Origin of the sequence: Rhizobium binxianense, from assembly GCF_028994275.1 — a bacterium.
In the GTDB taxonomy this organism is placed as follows: domain Bacteria; phylum Pseudomonadota; class Alphaproteobacteria; order Rhizobiales; family Rhizobiaceae; genus Rhizobium; species Rhizobium binxianense.
On record NZ_CP118713.1, the window covers coordinates 1,902,290 to 1,916,405 of the forward strand.

At 60.9% G+C, this 14,116-nt stretch carries 15 protein-coding genes and 1 tRNA gene; 10 read left to right on the plus strand and 6 right to left on the minus strand.

The window, feature by feature from the left end; all coding sequences use genetic code 11:
• Positions 1 to 24: 24 nt before the first annotated feature.
• The 3 genes from PO860_RS09490 to PO860_RS09500 all read left to right on the plus strand — a co-directional run bounded on the left by PO860_RS09490 (position 25) and on the right by PO860_RS09500 (position 2,871).
• The gene (locus tag PO860_RS09490; RefSeq protein ID WP_275038256.1) at positions 25 to 771 is read left to right on the plus strand and encodes a hypothetical protein; all 747 of its coding nucleotides are present in this window, start codon (positions 25 to 27) and stop codon (positions 769 to 771) included.
• Between the two features lie 157 nt (positions 772 to 928).
• The gene (locus PO860_RS09495) at positions 929 to 2,482 is read left to right on the plus strand and encodes a serine hydrolase (RefSeq protein WP_275038257.1); all 1,554 of its coding nucleotides are present in this window, start codon (positions 929 to 931) and stop codon (positions 2,480 to 2,482) included.
• A 113-nt stretch (positions 2,483 to 2,595) separates the two neighbouring features.
• Positions 2,596 to 2,871, plus strand: a complete 276-nt coding sequence (locus tag PO860_RS09500; protein WP_183607253.1) for a hypothetical protein — start codon at positions 2,596 to 2,598, stop codon at positions 2,869 to 2,871.
• A 148-nt stretch (positions 2,872 to 3,019) separates the two neighbouring features.
• Here the strand turns inward: PO860_RS09500 and PO860_RS09505 are convergent, their stop codons facing one another.
• A complete protein-coding gene (locus PO860_RS09505) occupies positions 3,020 to 3,457 on the minus strand; it encodes a DUF1489 family protein (protein ID WP_275038258.1) in 438 nt (145 codons plus the stop codon).
• A gap of 161 nt (positions 3,458 to 3,618) precedes the next feature.
• Entirely contained in the window at positions 3,619 to 5,022 is a 1,404-nt protein-coding gene (locus tag PO860_RS09510; RefSeq protein WP_273885595.1) for an L-serine ammonia-lyase, read from the minus strand.
• Positions 5,023 to 5,308: 286 nt separating this feature from the next.
• On the opposite strand from PO860_RS09510, the gene PO860_RS09515 reads away from it, so the two are divergent.
• Both PO860_RS09515 and PO860_RS09520 read left to right on the plus strand, forming a co-directional pair.
• Entirely contained in the window at positions 5,309 to 6,073 is a 765-nt protein-coding gene (locus PO860_RS09515) for a DUF599 domain-containing protein (protein ID WP_183607250.1), read from the plus strand.
• Complete coding sequence (locus tag PO860_RS09520; protein ID WP_272782525.1) at positions 6,073 to 7,062, plus strand: heparan-alpha-glucosaminide N-acetyltransferase; 990 nt, start codon at positions 6,073 to 6,075, stop codon at positions 7,060 to 7,062. The genes PO860_RS09515 and PO860_RS09520 overlap by 1 nt, the downstream gene beginning before the upstream one ends.
• Positions 7,063 to 7,157: 95 nt before the next feature.
• On the opposite strand, the gene PO860_RS09525 is transcribed toward PO860_RS09520, so the two are convergent.
• Together PO860_RS09525 and mgtE are read right to left on the minus strand one after the other, a co-directional pair.
• Complete coding sequence (locus PO860_RS09525; RefSeq protein WP_085737334.1) at positions 7,158 to 7,550, minus strand: MerR family transcriptional regulator; 393 nt, start codon at positions 7,548 to 7,550, stop codon at positions 7,158 to 7,160.
• Positions 7,551 to 7,610: 60 nt separating this feature from the next.
• Positions 7,611 to 9,023 carry a magnesium transporter gene (gene mgtE / locus PO860_RS09530; protein WP_183607248.1) on the minus strand — a complete coding sequence of 471 codons (1,413 nt, stop codon included), beginning with the start codon at positions 9,021 to 9,023 and terminating at the stop codon, positions 7,611 to 7,613.
• Between the two features lie 249 nt (positions 9,024 to 9,272).
• Between mgtE and PO860_RS09535 the strand changes: the two genes are divergently transcribed.
• The 3 genes from PO860_RS09535 to PO860_RS09545 all read left to right on the plus strand — a co-directional run bounded on the left by PO860_RS09535 (position 9,273) and on the right by PO860_RS09545 (position 11,078).
• A complete protein-coding gene (locus tag PO860_RS09535; protein ID WP_272782524.1) occupies positions 9,273 to 9,767 on the plus strand; it encodes a peptide deformylase in 495 nt (164 codons plus the stop codon).
• 106 nt (positions 9,768 to 9,873) lie between these two features.
• A complete protein-coding gene (locus PO860_RS09540; protein WP_183607247.1) occupies positions 9,874 to 10,383 on the plus strand; it encodes a BON domain-containing protein in 510 nt (169 codons plus the stop codon).
• Positions 10,384 to 10,712: 329 nt separating this feature from the next.
• Positions 10,713 to 11,078 carry a hypothetical protein gene (locus tag PO860_RS09545; RefSeq protein ID WP_183607246.1) on the plus strand — a complete coding sequence of 122 codons (366 nt, stop codon included), beginning with the start codon at positions 10,713 to 10,715 and terminating at the stop codon, positions 11,076 to 11,078.
• A 61-nt stretch (positions 11,079 to 11,139) separates the two neighbouring features.
• On the opposite strand, the gene PO860_RS09550 is transcribed toward PO860_RS09545, so the two are convergent.
• Together PO860_RS09550 and lipB are read right to left on the minus strand one after the other, a co-directional pair.
• Positions 11,140 to 11,784, minus strand: a complete 645-nt coding sequence (locus tag PO860_RS09550; protein ID WP_183607245.1) for a methyltransferase family protein — start codon at positions 11,782 to 11,784, stop codon at positions 11,140 to 11,142.
• Between the two features lie 271 nt (positions 11,785 to 12,055).
• On the minus strand, positions 12,056 to 12,775 hold the full coding sequence (lipB, locus tag PO860_RS09555; protein WP_183607244.1) for a lipoyl(octanoyl) transferase LipB: 720 nt from the start codon (positions 12,773 to 12,775) through the stop codon (positions 12,056 to 12,058).
• Positions 12,776 to 12,959: 184 nt separating this feature from the next.
• Between lipB and PO860_RS09560 the strand changes: the two genes are divergently transcribed.
• Positions 12,960 to 13,044: transfer RNA gene (locus PO860_RS09560), tRNA-Leu, on the plus strand.
• A 98-nt stretch (positions 13,045 to 13,142) separates the two neighbouring features.
• Positions 13,143 to 14,093 carry a DMT family transporter gene (locus PO860_RS09565; protein ID WP_183607243.1) on the plus strand — a complete coding sequence of 317 codons (951 nt, stop codon included), beginning with the start codon at positions 13,143 to 13,145 and terminating at the stop codon, positions 14,091 to 14,093.
• Positions 14,094 to 14,116 lie beyond the last annotated feature (23 nt).

The following is a 14,116-nucleotide window of genomic DNA, read 5'->3' on the forward strand; positions in this document are numbered from 1 at the left end:
GCGGCCGAAACGCGAAGAACCGCCATGAGCCATGCCGTGCACAGCGCATCCCAAGAGCAGCCGCTTTTCTCCATGGGGTTTCTCCTTCGCACGATGGCGGTGATTGCGGTCCTTGCAGTGCTGACCGTCGCCATCAGCATCGGCGGGCGCTGGTTCGGCCGGCATATCTCGCTTGCCGGCAACACGGACAGCACTGCCGAGATCTTGCTGACGATCGGCCGCGACAGCGTGAAATTCCCCGAGAATGCCATCCGCTTCCCGAGCCAAAGGCATGAAGGCGCGGCCGAGCGCGTCGATCTCTACCTCGCCTGGCCCGAAATGCAGGGTTACGGCAAGGAAAACCATCTTCGATTCGACGATGTCACCCAATCCTCCGGCCTGCTCTTTCTGCAGATCACCCAGAGCACCATGTCGCGCGACATGTCCGGCCGGCTGGAGCCGATCTATTCGCATCTGCTCGAAGGACCGGCCGAGACTTTCGGCAACGGCCTGACGCTGCATCGTCTTCGCGCCGACGCCGGTTACGGCGACGAGGTGCTGTTGACGGCGCCCGTCAAAGACGGCCCGGATTACGTCGTACGCTGCGTATTGCCTTCAGCCCCGGACAAGGCGACGAGCGGAGATTGCCAGCGCGATATCAAAGTCGGCAACGATCTCAGCGTTCTCTACCGCTTCTCCAGCAGCCATCTCGACGACTGGGAACATATTGATGCCGCTATCCGCACCTTTGTGGAAGCGCGTCTTATGAACCGTTCTGCAACAAGTCCCTAAAATGCTCCCCGGACAGCGAAATAAACGATTCATCATAAACGGATTGGTAACGCCCAATCGGTAGATTTGAAAGACGAGCTGTGCGGCGGGAGGTGTGCGGTTCCGGCCGAATATCTGAAGTGCCAAATATCTGAAATGCAAAGCGAAGAGTGGAATAGTGTCAAGGTCAGTCTCCTCCGTATCATCGTCCCGATCCGGTAGTTTTTTCGCAAAGCTGCTGGCGATCCTTTCGGTGGCCGTCACGATCGTCCTGGTCGATTCGGTAAGTGCCGAAGCGGAAGCGGCGAATTCGAAATATGCAGGCATCGTCGTCGACGCCAAGACCGGCAATGTTCTCTACAGTGAGAATGCCGACCGGCTGCAATATCCCGCCTCCCTGACCAAGATGATGACCCTCTACATGACCTTCGAGGCGCTGGAACAGGGTCGCATCCGTCTCGATACGCCGGTTCCCTTCTCCGCCCATGCGGCAGCCCAGGCGCCGACCAAGCTCGGCGTTCGCGCCGGCGGCACGATCACCGTCGAGCAAGGCATTCTCGGGCTCGTCACCCTGTCGGCCAATGATGCCGCCACCGCGCTCGGCGAAATGCTCGGCGGCGGCAGCGAGGATCGTTTTGCCCAGCTGATGACCGCCAAGGCGCATGCGCTCGGCATGACGCGCACCACCTATCGCAACGCCAACGGCCTGCCGAATACGGCGCAGATGACAACGGCGCGCGATCAGGCCCGCCTCGGTATCGCTCTTCGTCAGCATTTCCCGCAATATTACGGCTATTTCTCCACCCGCGCCTTCAAGTTCGGCAGTCGCACGATCCGCAGCCACAACCGCCTGGTCGGTTCGGTACGCGGCGTCGACGGCATCAAGACCGGCTACACCAGAGCTGCCGGTTTCAACCTGGTGAGCTCGGTGCAGTTGGACGGCAAGTCGATCGTTGGTGTCGTGCTCGGCGGCGCCTCGACGCCTGCCCGCGATGCCCAGATGCGCAATCTGATCGCCACCTATCTTCCCAAGGCATCGAGCCGTGGTGGATCGTCGGCGCTGATCGCCCAGGCGGCCCCTGCCCCCGCCTCTGCAATGATTGAGACACCTGCGCCGGTCCAGCCGCAGAAGGTCCAGCCGCAAATGGCAAAGACCATCACCGCGGCGCAGCCGCCGGTTTCGGCAGCAGTTGCCGATCTCAGCCTTCCGCACAAAGGCCCGCTGCCGGATGCGCGCGAGGTGGCCGAGACCGAAGTCGCCTATGCCGAGACATCAGCACCGAAATCCGACAATCCGCTGGTCGCGCAGCCGATGCCGTCGCCGACCAAAGTCAAGACCATGACCTTCAAGCAGCAGGCATCGGTCCCCGCACCGAAGCCGGCGCCCGCATCCATGCCGTCGGAAAGCGATACCGGCGTCGACAACGTCACGACGGCCTCGACCAGCCCTGCCTCTGCCAGCCCCGTTTCTGCCAACAATGGCCCCGCCGGCTGGGTCGTGCAGGTCGGCGTCTCGCCGAGCCGGCAGATGGCCATGGACCTTCTCGAGAACGCTAAGGGCAAGGGCGGCAAGGCATTGGCCTCGGCAAAGCCTTTCGCCGTCGCCTACGGCGCTGGTGGTGACCAGCTCTATCGCGCCCGCTTCGGTGGTTTCGATGACCAGCGTGATGCGGTCAACGCCTGCAAGGCCTTGAAGAAGGCCGGCATCAAGTGCTGGGCGGCTGCCCAATGAGCTATTCGATGCTGCCTGCAAAATGGCCGGCGGCATCGGTGACGGCCGGAATCGGTGTTTGCGTTTCCGGCCACTTTTCTTGAACTCGATCAGTATTGCGTACGGGGAAAACAATGGCGATCAATGAGAATGTTCCGGGAATGCCTTCAGACCGCCGTACGACGGCCAAAGGCCGCTCTTCCCTGCATCCGTTGCACGAGGCGGCCATGCGCCTGGCCGAGATCGGCCTGCAGCGACCGAAGCCGAAGTCTCCGAAGACCCGAGATCTCATCAATCTGCTGCTTTGCCATGGCGCCCGCGCCTGGCGTTATTCGCAGCCCGAAGCTCGCATTCACCTGCATGTGACTTCGCCCGACGGTAGCGCGCCGGTGCAACTGCGCCTACGCTGAACGGCAGACATCCGCCTGCAGAAAACCGGTTCTGATTTTCGGGATTAGAGCATGTCGCGCAAAAGTGTGCAGCGGTTTTGCGATAACCGCATGCGTAAAAACAAGGATCTAAAGCGCGAGGAGCGAATCTGAAAGATCGCGACGCGCTTTAGAGCAGGCCAAGCTCGGTCAGCTCGCGGCGAAGGTCCGCAGGCATTTCGACAATACCGGCCCCAAGGCTTGTCAGGTCGCGCGGCACGTCGTCCTCAGTGTAATAACGCCAGCCTTGGAAGGGGCGCTTCGGCTGCGCAGCCGTCTCGATGACCTCCGGGCCGAGCATCAGCCGGCAGCGCGAAATGCCCTCGCCGTCGGTGAAGGTCTGGATGCCGAGCAGTTTCTGCCGCGCCTGCACCTGTCCCTTGATCACCCAGTAGAGCGAGCCGCCATCCAGCAGCTCCTCGATGCGTTTCGGCACCATTCGCGTCGTGTGCACCGAGTGCGGCTCAAGTCCGGCGGCGATGGCGCTGAGCGAGCGTTCCGCCACCCATTCGCGCAGATCGTCTATCGAGTCGGCGCCGACACAGAGTTTGATGAGATGCAATGCCATGCCGCCGTTGAAATCCTTTTGGCAGCGAGCGTCAAGCGTCTAAAGCAATTCCACAAAAAGTGTGAAGCGGTTTTCCCAGGCAAAGCGCGCAGCGCTTTTGCCGGGCAAAGCGCAGCGGTTTTGCCAAGCAAAGCGCTGTCTAGCGCAGGGCGTCCACAAACTCAGCATTCCACGACATTGACGGCAAGACCACCCGTCGAGGTTTCCTTGTATTTTTCGCTCATGTCGTGACCGGTCTGGCGCATCGTCTCGATGCAGGCGTCGAGCGGCACGAAATGCTGGCCGTCGCCCTTGACGGCGAGGGATGCCGCAGTGACCGCTTTGACGGCGCCGAGCGCGTTGCGCTCGATGCAGGGAACCTGCACCAGCCCCGCGACCGGGTCGCAGGTCATGCCGAGATGATGTTCGAGGGCGATCTCGGCGGCGTTCTCGATTTGCTCCGGCGTGCCGCCCATGACCGCGGCAAGGCCGGCGGCCGCCATCGCCGCCGCCGATCCGACCTCGCCCTGACAGCCGACCTCGGCGCCCGAGATCGAGGCATTATGCTTGATGATGCCGCCGATGGCCGCGGCCGTCAGCAGATAATCGCGGATGCCGTTCTGGTCCCAGTCCTCGTGGAAATGCTCGTAATAGCGGATCGTCGCCGGAATGACGCCAGCCGCACCATTGGTCGGTGCGGTGACGACGCGCCCGCCGGCTGCATTCTCCTCGTTGACAGCCATCGCATAGACGGAGAGCCAGTCGTTGGCGAGCAGCGGGTTGACGCGGTTGCTGCGCCACTCCTCCTCCAGCTTGTCGTGAATCCTGCGGGCGCGGCGCTTGACGTTGAGTCCACCCGGCATGATGCCGTCGACCTTGAGGCCACGCTCGATGCAGGAGCGCATCGCTTCCCAGATGCGGTCGAGTCCCTGATCGAGCTCCTCCCGGCTGCGCTGGCTCTCCTCGTTCGCCCGCTTCATCTGCGCGATCGACAGCCCCGAGCGCTCCGCCATATCGAGCATCTGTTTTGCCGTCGAGAACGGATAGGGCACGCGCGTCCCGCTGGCCGCGTTCTTCTTCGCACGCATCTGTTCCAACTCGGTGTCGGTGACGACGAAGCCGCCGCCGACCGAATAGTAGATGCGCTTAAGCAGCAGCCGGCCATCCCTGTCAAAGGCGGAAAAGGACATGCCGTTGGCATGGCCGGGCAACGGCTGCTTCTTGTCGAAGACCAGATCGGTCTTTGGCTGGAACTGGTAGGCGGGATGACCCTCCGGCGTGATGCGCCCGGTGCGCTCGACCATATCGACGATGCCGTCCATCTTGTCGGGATCGACGCTGTCGGGCGCCTCGCCCATCAGGCCGAGAATGACCGCCCTGCCCGTGCCATGGCCGATACCGGTATGGGCAAGCGAGCCGTGCAGGCTGACCTTGATCGCGACGACCTCAGCGCCCGACGATGGGCGCGGCCATTCGTTCGACAGGATCAGTGCGAGAAACCGGTTGGCGGCCGACATCGGACCCATCGTGTGCGAACTCGACGGCCCAACACCGATTTTGAAGACATCGAATACCGAGAGAAACATGGATGCGCCTTCTGATTACGAGGATGCAAGCTTAAGCGACGCCGGTCTTCAATCCGTGCGGCGCACCGACATCGCATGGAGCCGGTGCGACATTGGTAGAACGCCATGCGTCCGATGACGCGCTGAAAGACGCTCCGGCAGCTTGAGTTTGCGCATAATCCCTTTCGAAAATCGAATCCGATTTTCGCGGGTCGGCGCTAAAACCAAGCGGCCGACCTTACCAGTCATTGCAGCATTTCAATGCATATGTAAGGTGGCCGCACTTCACGTGGAGACTGAATCACTGATGACGACGGCGGACTATATCGCTCTGGCCTTCTTTGCCTGTGTCTGGATGGGCTATTCCTGGCTGCTGCATGGCCGCACCTTCTTCGGACGCACCAGCCTCACCCATGCGATGATCGAACGGCGGCGGGAATGGATCTACAATTCGCTGCGCCGCGACCTGAAGATGATCGATACGCAGATCATGGCAGGCCTGCAGAACGGCACCGCCTTCTTCGCTTCGACCTCGATCTTCGCGATCGGCAGTTGCTTCGCGCTGCTCGGGGCAACCGAGAAGGTCGACGCGGTCTTCGCCGACCTGCCCTTCGTCTTCCATAGCGGCCATGCCGTCTTCGAGATGAAGGTCGGCGGGCTGGCAGCGCTTTTCGGTTATGCCTTCTTCAAGTTCGGCTGGTCCTACCGGCTGTTCAACTACTGCACCATCCTGTTCGGCTCGATTCCGATGCTGCGCGATACCGAACGCGACGTCATCGCCGCCGAACGGGCCGCTGAACGCGTCATCCGCATGAACGTCATTGCCGGCAGCAATTTCAACGAAGGGCTGAGGGCGATCTTCCTGTCGATCGGTTATCTCGGCTGGTTCATCAATCCATATGTCTTCATGCTGACGACGGCGACCGTCATCTTCGTGCTGGCGCGGCGGCAATTCTTCTCGCAGGCGCGGCTGGCGATCATGGACGCCGGCCCGCCATCAAATCTCCACCTTTCTGCTATTGGCCGCGACATGCCGTCGAGCGACGGACGTGATTTGCCCGAGGGACTTTGATGACACTGCCGGCAATGCAAGCCGATGCGGCGGCAAGACCGCCGCGCATCGGCCTATTGGACACGGCGCGCGGTCTCGCGCTGATCGCCATGGCGAGCTACCATTTCAGCTGGGATATGGAGTTCATGGGCTATCTCGCGCCGGGCACGGCCGAGACCGGCTGGCTGAAGATCTATGCCCGGGCGATCGCCACGACCTTTCTGTTCATCGTCGGCATCAGCCTGGTGCTCTCAAGCACGCCCGAGATCCGCTGGCCCTCCTTCTGGAAGCGTTTCGGCATGATTGCCGCGGCAGCCGCCGTCATTTCGATCGCCACGCGCATCGCGATGCCGAACGAGTGGATCTATTTCGGCATCCTGCATTGCATCGCGGTGCTGACGCTGATCGGCGTCGTTTTTTTGAGGTTGCCGCTCGCCGTCACGCTCATCACCACGCTGGCACTTTTTGCCGCCTGGATAACCGATAATTTCGGCCCACCCGGCCTGCTTCGGTCATCCTTCTTCGATCCCAGATATCTGGCCTGGATCGGCCTTGCCGCGATGCCGGAACGGTCCAACGACTATGTGCCGCTGTTTCCCTGGGCAACGCCGTTTTTCGCCGGGTTAAGTTTCGCTTCGATCGCGATCAGAACCAGGCTTCTGCATCGGCTTGCCGCTGTCGGCACCGGTTCCTGGTGGCCGGCTAGGCTCGGCCGCCACAGCCTTGCCTTCTACCTCATTCACCAGCCGGTGTTGATCGGCATTGCCTACGGACTTTCCCTCGTCGTGCCGCCACAGGCGCCGGACCCGGTCGCGACTTACCTAAGGCAATGCAACTCCGCTTGCGTCATGCAGCAAGGCGAAGCGCTCTGCCGCAGCTTCTGCCAGTGCACGTTGGAGAAATTGCAGGCTCAAGCCCTGTTCACACCGTTGCAGGCGGGCGCCATCAATATAGAGACGGACGAGCGGGTCCAGACGATTGCCGCCGAATGCAGCGCCGAGGCGCAATAAGCCTAGAGCAATTCCAGGAAAAGTGTGAAGCGGTTTTCCCAGGCAAAGCGCCAAGCGCTTTTGCCGGGAATTGCGTAAAAACAAAGGCTCTCGCCTCAGGTGGTGACGCCGATTTCGGCGAGGCGGCCGAGGCAGGCCTCCTCGATATTGTCGAGTTCCGTCAGCGTGTCGTCGATATCCTTGCGCTTCTGGCGCAGGTCCTCGCGCTTCTCGTCGACGCGCTTCATCAGCAGCTTCAGCTGGCCGAGTTCACCCGGCGGCTCCTTGTAGACCTGAATGATCTCGCGAATCTCCGCGATGGTGAAGCCAATGCGCCGGCCGCGGAGAATTTCGCCGATGAGCCGTCGGTCGGCTTGGCGGAAGAGACGGGTCCGCCCCCGCCGCTCCGGATGGATCAGCCCCTCGTCCTCGTAGAAGCGCAGCGTGCGCGTGGAAACACCGAATTCGCGCGTCAGCTCCGTTATGCTATAAAATTTGTTCACCGGCATGCCTTCCCCGTCTTGAACCGGTGATAATATTGACTTTTACGTAATAGTCAATTTCGTCGGTCAGATGCCGAACCACCATGTGGCGATGCCGAGAAAGGCAAAGAAGCCGGTACAGTCCGTCACCGTCGTAACGAACACCGAGGAGGCGATCGCCGGGTCGGCCCCCACCTTGTCGAGCAGCAGCGGCAGCAGGATGCCGGCAAGGGCTGCCGCCACCAGATTGATGATCATCGCCGCCGCGATCACCCCGCCGAGCTGGTAGTCGTGGAACCACGTGCCGGCGATCAAGCCCATGATCGTCGCGAAGACGACACCGTTGAGGATGCCGACGCCCGCCTCCCTGCGGATGATGCGGCCGGCATTGTAGATGTCGATGTCGCGGGTGGCGAGCGCGCGCACCGTCACCGTCATCGTCTGCGTGCCGGCATTGCCGCCCATCGAGGCGACGATCGGCATCAGCACGGCAAGTGCGATCATCTTCTCGATCGAAGCGTCGAACAGGCCGATGACGCTTGCCGAGAGCATCGCCGTGCCCAGATTGATCAAAAGCCAGAGGAAACGTGAACGCGCCGTCGAGAGCACATTGTCGGACAGTTCTTCGTCGCCGACGCCGCCGAGGCGCTTGATGTCCTCGTCCGCTTCCTCGTGGATGACGTCGACGACGTCGTCAATGGTCAGCACGCCCACAAGCCGGCCGTTCTCGTCGACGACGGCGGCCGAGAGAAGGTCGTACTGCTCGAAGAGCTGGGCCGCCTCCTCCTGGTCCATCTCGGCCGGGACCGGATGGTTGGTCTCGCGCATGATCTGCTCGATCTTCGTCTGCCGCTTGGTGCGCAGGATCTGGTCGAGATCGACGGCGCCGAGCAGCTTGAAGGTCGGATCGATGACGAATATCTGCGAGAAGGAATAGGGCAGATCCTCCTCGTCGCGCATGTAGTCGATCGTCTGTCCCACAGTCCAGAACGGCGGCACGGCGACGAATTCCGTCTGCATGCGGCGCCCGGCCGAACTTTCGGGATAATCGAGCGCCCGGCGCAGTCGCACCCGCTCGGTGAACGGCAGCTGAGCGAGGATTTCTTCCCGATCCTCCTGGTCGAGGTCTTCGAGAATGTAGACCGCGTCGTCCGAATCGAGCTCGCCGATCGCCGCGGCGATCTGCTCGTTCGGCATCTGATCGACGATCTCGCGGCGGATCGCCTCGTCGACCTCGGTCAGCGCCGTCATATCGAAATCTTCGCCGAGCAGCCGCACCAGCGCCAAGCGCTGATCCGGCTGGATCGATTCCAGCAGGTCGCCTATTTCGGATTCATGCAGGCGGGCAACGTTCTGGCGCAGGAACAGCGTATCGCGATCGGCGATCGCGGCGCCGACAAGCGCCAGGAAATCGCTGCGGACATTGCCGTCCTCATCGTAGATATCGGCTTCCTCGTCATCGCGCCTGCGAATGCGGTCTTCCCCGTCGGTCGTCGTCATCTGCCGCCCTCGCATCTGGTTCGAATTTCAACGACTACAGCGCCGCACTCGCAGTGTCGGCGAAAACACATTGTCAACAAGCAGATAAGCAAATCCCGCGCGAGGCTCCCGCGATGGGATTCATGCTTCTGCTAGCCCAAAGCATCCTTGCCGTAAAGCAGCAAACCTGCCGCTTGATGACAATGCCTGCGGCCGGCGATAGTTTCGCCACCCGTCCAAGCAGAACCCGTTCAAGCAGAAAGCTGCCCCATGCCCATCCGTCCGATTCTGCGCTATCCGCATCCTGCCCTGAAGACCATCTGCGCGCCGGTGACGGCCTTCGATTCGTCGCTCGCCGAGCTTGCTGACGACTTGCTGGCGACGATGCGCGCCGCCCCCGGCGTCGGCATCACCGCCGCCCATATTGGCGTCCTCAGCCGCGTGACGGTGCTGGAGCTCGACAAGACCGACGGCGTGCGCCTCTACGTCAACCCGGAGATCACCTGGTTCTCGCAGGAGACGATGAACCACGCCGAAGGCAGCGTCTCCATGCCCGGCGCCACCGACGAGGTCAAACGCCCGCGGGCAATTCGCTTCCGGTACCAGGATGCCGAGGGCATCGTGCACGAGGAAGCCGCCGAAGGTTTCCACGCCATCTGCATCCAGCACGAGGTCGACCAGCTCGACGGCATTTTCTGGCTGCAGCGCCTCTCCCGGCTGAAACGCGACCGTCTCGTGAAACGATGGGAGAAGGCCCAGAACTGACAATCAGAGCGGACTATCACGGCTGACAATCCCTCTGCACACCGAACCATTCGCCGCGGACGGCGTTTCCAGCAAAGAACCCGCAAAGAAACGAGGAGCGACCGCCATGGTAGAGATCGGTGACAAGACGAAGTTTGCCCGGGAGAAGCCTGAGCTTTCCCGGGAGGAAGATTATCGTGACCTCGAGGAACGAAATCTCGACGACGGCTGGCCCTATGCCGACGGCGTCGGCGCCGACCCGTCCAACCGCCCCTATGGCGAGACGGCGGCAAATTTCGACAGCGACCCCAACAAGGGCTTCCGGATCGACGGCACGGATGAAGATGGCAACGAGAACCGCCTCAAGGATTCGCTGCGCCCCGATAGCATCGACCGGGATGAAAGCGACGACCTCGAAGCACGGGTGAACGATCACCTCGAAAACATCCCCGAGGTCGACATCGACAGCCTCGAGGTTCACGCAGATGGCCACGTCGTCACCCTGGAAGGTTCGGTGGAGACGATCGGTATTGCCCGCAAGGTCGAACTCAGCGCGCTTTCGGTCGAGGGCGTGCGCCATGTCCGCAACAAACTGCAGCTGACCGGAGTCGACGCGCATATCCCGAACGAGGACTGATTCACCCACAAGATACGGATATTCCGCGGGAGGCACCCAATGCCTCTCGCCCACCTCCGTCAATTCCGTCCGCCAACATTACCAAAAGTTAACAATTTCAGATTGCATCACAAGATGCTTTTACAGACGCCATATTTTGTCATTTTGCTTAGGCGGCTTCTGTAACGTGAACGTCAATTTCGTTGACAACACTGTGATTTCATTTGGACAAAAGGTCGCGGCCACGCCGCCGTTTGTTCACAAAATTGCCTGAATTGGGGCGCGAACTTGGATGTGCCGAGGGTTAGTTTATGTTGTGAAATTCAACAACAGATTGAGGAGATAGACCCATGCGCATCAAATTTGCCCTTGCCGCGTCGCTGTTCGCCGTCAGCCTTGCAGGCGCTGCCTTCGCCCAGCCGACCTATTCCGACGACTATACCAACGACAGCGACGGTTTCTCCCCGAGCCCGGTGTCGAAGCCGGCCCCGGTCCACTACAGCAACCGCAAGGCCCCGGCCTATTCCAGCGACTACACCAATGACAGCGACGGCTTCGCCCCGAGCGCCATGGCAGCTCCTGCCGTCGACAAGACCGCCACGGCGAGTATCGCCCCCCTGCCTCCGTGCCACAGCATGATTGGCCCGAAGGGCTCCCACACCAAGGGTGCCGACAGCGGCGCCTCCCGCACCGAAGCATGCCGGGCAACGCATTGATCCGACATAAGAGAAGGGCCGGAAATCGGCCCTTCTCTTTTTCAATTACTTGTTCGCCGCTTCAGAAGAGAAATGGAACGAGGCGGTAACGGGTTCTGCCCATGAAAGCCTGGTAAGCAGGATCTTGGCTGAGCAGACGCTCCTCCGCCAGGAGGCGGAAACATTGTGCGGTCAGCGCCGTCGCATAGATGGCAAAATTCCAAAGGCTCGGATGCGCCAGGAAGAAGCCGATATGTGTCATCAGATAACCCGCATACATCGGATGGCGGACAAATTTGTAGGGCCCGCCGATCTTGATCCCGCGATTGGCCGGCACAAGGCCGAAGCTTCGCCGCAATGACAGCTTTGCCGATATCTGCAACACAAAACCGAGCGCCATCACTGTCCCGCAGAGTGCGAGCGGTGCAAGCGGTTGTGTCGCGGAGGGGACGACAAGCAGCGGGAAGAGCGTGCCGATGGCGGTGACCATCCAGTCAAACACACGAAGCGACGCATTTTTCGTCGGCCGGCGCGTCAGGATGAGGAAGGCGGCGGCTCCTTCCGAAACGATCAGCAGGAAGTCGATGATCGCTCGATTGTCCTGCATCTGCGGCAGAATACGCAAGACGATCGCGACAAAGAAATAACCGATGACGACTTTTTCGATGATATCGAGAACGAAATACACATCGAAGAACGACCAGCTTGCCGTTGTCTTTTTTTTCATTGTTCGCAAGTCTTCCGCATCATAAGATTGTGATAACCTATATCTGCGCAATCGCTAATTATCGGTTAAGGCGTGTGCTGACGGGGCGGCGGTTCTTGCTGGCCGATCCTCACGGCAGAATGCGGCAGCAGTGACTGGCCAACGGGTTTCTGCAAGCGATATCAACGCCGTGCGCCTGCCCATTCCGCCGCGACGCATTGGCTCCTGCAAGGCCGAAGCCGGCCATTTCTTCAGATGCAGATTGCCGGAGACAGGTCGCCGTCCTGAACAATCAGGTTTCGCCGGTCGTTTCGCCGAAAACCGCCTCGAAGGCGGTGCGCAGCCGGATATCGACATCAGCCATCATCACAGGCAAGCCGAGATCGACGAGGCTGGTCACGCCATAGGCCGATATCCCGCAGGGCACGATGCCGCTGAAATGGTCGAGATCCGGATCGACGTTGAGCGACAGTCCGTGGAAGGTAACCCATTTCCGCAATCTTATGCCGAGGGCGGCGATCTTGTCCTCGGCCATCGTCCCATCGGCAAGCAACGGCTTTTCCGGACGGCGCACCCAGACGCCGACGCGGTCTTCACGCCGCTCGCCGCGCACATTCATCATGTCGAGCGTGCGGATGACGACATCTTCAAGGGCAGCGACGAAGGCGCGCACGTCCTGGCGTCTGCGCTTCAGGTCGAGCATCACATAGGCGACGCGCTGGCCGGGTCCATGATAGGTATATTCACCGCCGCGCCCCGTCGCAAAGACCGGAAAACGGTCTGGCTGGACGAGGTCGCCGGCATTGGCGCTGGTGCCGGCAGTATAGAGCGGCGGATGTTCGACGAGCCAGACGAGCTCGTCTCCGCCATCCGATATCATCGCCACCTCGCGCTCCATCGTCTCCACGGCCTCCTCATAGGCAACGAGGCCATCGGCGATGCGCCAGCGTACCGGCCGAGTGCCGGGTTGGGGAAGCATGGAGAATTCGAGATCGGTGCGAAGCATGGCCATTCCTTGCCGCTCTCCCCGAAATGCCTGCGAAATTGGAGGGCGGCAGGACAGCTATATGGACCCGTTCCGGGAGCAATTCAAATGCGATGACCGGTTTTTAAAAAAACTGTCATACCGCCCTTGTGCACCCCAAATGCTTTTGCTACATGCTGCCCCGCCGACGCAAATCGGCACCTACCACGATGCGGTCGTGGCGGAATTGGTAGACGCGCAGCGTTGAGGTCGCTGTGGGGCAACCCGTGGAAGTTCGAGTCTTCTCGACCGCACCATTTCCCTTCAGGGAAACGCTTTCTAAGCGACGATTTCGATTTCACCCTCGAAGTTATTTGCGGTTGCTCGGCTTGATCGCCAAGCCATCTCATGGTTGATGGCGTCATCCCCGCAAGAATCGGCAGCCATGTCAGAGCCCCATCAAAATTCCCTGCAGGGCATGGCCATCATGTCGGGCGCCATGCTCATCCTGCCGACCATGGATGCGATCGCCAAATACATGGCGACCTTCGAGGCGATGTCGCCGGGTCAGGTGACCTTCTACCGATTCTTCTTCCAGATTGCCTGCACCCTGCCGATTCTTTTCGCCCTTTTCGGGCTGAAGGCGCTCTCGGCCAAACGGCCATGGATGAATCTGCTGCGCGGTGTGCTGCATGGTGCTGCAAGCCTGCTCTTCTTCGTCGCCGTCAAATACATGCCGCTCGCCGATGTCTTCGCCATCTATTTCGTCGAGCCCTTCATGCTGACCGCCCTGTCGGCGCTGTTTCTCGGTGACAAGGTCGGCTGGCGGCGCTGGACGGCGATCGTCGTCGGTTTCGGCGGCGCGATGATCGTCATTCAACCGAGCTATGAAATCTTCGGCCTGAAGGCGCTGCTGCCGGTCGCCTGCGCCTTCCTGTTCTCACTCTATCTCTTCCTCAACCGCGCCATCGGCGAGGCCGATTCGCCGCTGACCATGCAGACGATGGCCGGCATCGGCGGAACGGTCTTCATGGCGGCCGCCCTTCTCGTCGGCAGCAGTTCCGGCAATGCCGATTTTGCCGTCTCCCTACCCTCCTCCGGCCTCGGCCTTGTCCTGCTTCTCGCCCTCGGCTCGATCTCGGGATATGCACATATGCTCGTGGTCCGGGCTTTCCGGCTTGCGCCGCTGTCGCTGCTTGCGCCGTTCCAGTACTTCGAGATCATCTCGGCGACCGTTCTCGGCTATGCGCTTTTCAACGATTTCCCGAGCTTTTCCAAATGGATCGGCATCTTCATCATCGTTGCTTCAGGGCTCTTCATCATCTGGCGGGAGCGGCTGCAGGCGCAATCGTTAAAATCTTCCTGACCCCGGGAATATCGGATTAACTC